Origin of the sequence: Halolamina salina (genome assembly GCF_042678005.1) — an archaeon.
In the GTDB taxonomy this organism is placed as follows: Archaea; Halobacteriota; Halobacteria; order Halobacteriales; family Haloferacaceae; genus Halolamina; species Halolamina salina.
Genome location: NZ_JBHUDH010000171.1, coordinates 1 through 1,919 on the forward strand (window position 1 = coordinate 1; position 1,919 = coordinate 1,919).

General features: G+C 70.9%; 3 protein-coding genes. All 3 read right to left on the reverse strand.

The genetic code is table 11. The features are described 5' to 3' along the window. Positions 1-52: 52 nt before the first annotated feature. Genes ACFR9S_RS13345 through ACFR9S_RS13355 form a run of 3 tightly spaced genes read right to left on the reverse strand, consistent with a single transcriptional unit; the run spans position 53 to position 1,821 of the window. The gene (locus ACFR9S_RS13345) at positions 53-538 is read right to left on the reverse strand and encodes a hypothetical protein (RefSeq protein WP_379733375.1); all 486 of its coding nucleotides are present in this window, start codon (positions 536-538) and stop codon (positions 53-55) included. A gap of 3 nt (positions 539-541) precedes the next feature. Further along, positions 542-1,459 carry a methenyltetrahydromethanopterin cyclohydrolase gene (gene mch, locus ACFR9S_RS13350; RefSeq protein WP_379818868.1) on the reverse strand — a complete coding sequence of 306 codons (918 nt, stop codon included), beginning with the start codon at positions 1,457-1,459 and terminating at the stop codon, positions 542-544. A gap of 35 nt (positions 1,460-1,494) precedes the next feature. After that, positions 1,495-1,821 carry an MTH1187 family thiamine-binding protein gene (locus tag ACFR9S_RS13355; protein WP_379733063.1) on the reverse strand — a complete coding sequence of 109 codons (327 nt, stop codon included), beginning with the start codon at positions 1,819-1,821 and terminating at the stop codon, positions 1,495-1,497. Between the last annotated feature and the right edge of the window lie 98 nt (positions 1,822-1,919).

Sequence of the window (1,919 nt, forward strand, 5' to 3'; positions counted from 1 at the left end):
CTCGTGCTCGGCCGCCTCGCGGCCGACGGACTCACGGCCCGCGAGTGATCGGTCAGGCGGCGACGTAGCCGTCGTCCGTCCGCTCGGCCAGATCCAGTAGTACCAGCCAGTCGAGCAGCCGCTCGGTGCGGTCGGTCCAGTGGTCGACCCACTGCCGGCGGCGCTCGCGCTCCCAGCCCGGAACGGTGTCGCGCAGGCGGTCGAAGACCGCTTCGGCGTGGAGCGGTTCGCCTGCGTCCTGCAGGACTGAAAGCGTCTCGCTCGCGCCGAACACGCGCTCGCGGAACGACTCGCGAATATTCTCGGGCGTCGGCTCGCGCTGGGTGCGCTTGAACCCAGAATCGGTCTCCACGACCAACTCTAACGCGCGGAGGAACGTGAGCCACGTCCGTGCCACGTCGCGGCTCTCGTGGCCCTCGCGGCGCATCAGCCGGGCACAGCAGTCGTTCTCCGAGCCGGGGACCAGCGGCACCGCCGACTGGGCGTCGGCCACTGCGTCGAGGTCGGTCGGCGCCTCGGGGAGCGGTTTGAGCCGCACGGCTCAGAAGCCGAAGCTCTCCGCCAGCAGCGCCTCGTTGCGCTCGCCGAAGCGGTACGTCGGCCCGTCGACCACGTCGACGGTGGCCGACGCCGGCAGCGCCTCGAAGTCCCAGTCGTGGGCCCCGAAGATGTCGGCGAATGGGCGGCCGAACTCCTCGCCGGCGGCGGAGGTGATCGACTCGAACGCGTCGGCGTCGTCGCCGGTGACGGTGAGGTGGACCTCGCCGCCGTAGGCCAGCGCGTCGTTCGTCCGGGCCATCGCCTCGCTCTCGTCGTAGCCGACGGGCGCGACGGGCGCGGTGCCGGAGACCGACAGCACGTCGTTGGGGTCGTAGCCCGCCTCGAACAGCTGCCAGACCGCCATCTCCGGGGCGCGGGCGCCGGCGGCGACGCTGCCGGCGATCGAGCCCAGCGCGAACGTCGGCAGGAACACGCCGCTCTCCTCGACGCCAGCGAGGTCGGCGACGTGGGCCGCGATCTGGTCGTCCGGGAGTTCGATGCTCTCGACGGCCAGCACGGTCAGGTCGAACTCGTCGTAGTACCCCACGGCCTCGAACTCGCTCTCGCGGCCGACCAGCGCCCGGGCGGGGCCGGAGCCGAGCCCGTCGAACACGTCGAAGTCCAGTTCCCAGCCCGCCTTCTGCGAGCACAGCAGCGCGATCCCGGGGTGGTCAGTCGACAGTTCGACGTGGGGGACGGGCGCGCCGTCGACACGGCCCATCCGGGTCGTAATCGTCGACAGCCCCGCGGTCTGGATCTCCGCGAGCAGCACGCCCGCCTCGATCCCGCCGTCGGCGTCGACGCCGAAGTCCAGCACGGTCGCGCCCGAGTCGAGTTCGTAGGGCGCGACGTTGAGCTCGTCGGCGAAGTCGAGCGCCTCGTCGACCAGCTCGACCGCCATCCGGTTGATGCTCTCCATACGCCTTACTCCCGCGTCACCGCGTAAAGGGGTTTTCAGTCCCTATCGCTTGGCCGCTCGCTCCGTGCCGCCCGGCCCAGCGCGTCCTCCACGGACTCGACTTTCGACGCCGCGCTCGCGTCGCTGTCCCGCTTGTCGTCGATCTTCAGGAACGTGCTCACGCGGTCGCCGTCGACGGCCTCGTGGGCGGCCTGCGCGGCCGTGAACAGTTCGCCGATCTCGTCGGCCTCGATGGTGGTCCCCATCGGCGTCGTTTCGTAGGAGACGTCGAAGTCTTCGAGCGCGTCGACGGCTTTCGCGACTTCTGGACCCATCGACTCGTCGGTCGCCGGTGCGACGGAGAGGAACGCAACGACGGTCATGGCCGGCCGTTGGCCCCCGCGGGACTTCGCTCTACCGGCGACCGGAACGCTGAGGCCGACGGCCGCACACGCCGGGACCGTGACCGACGAGATCGAGG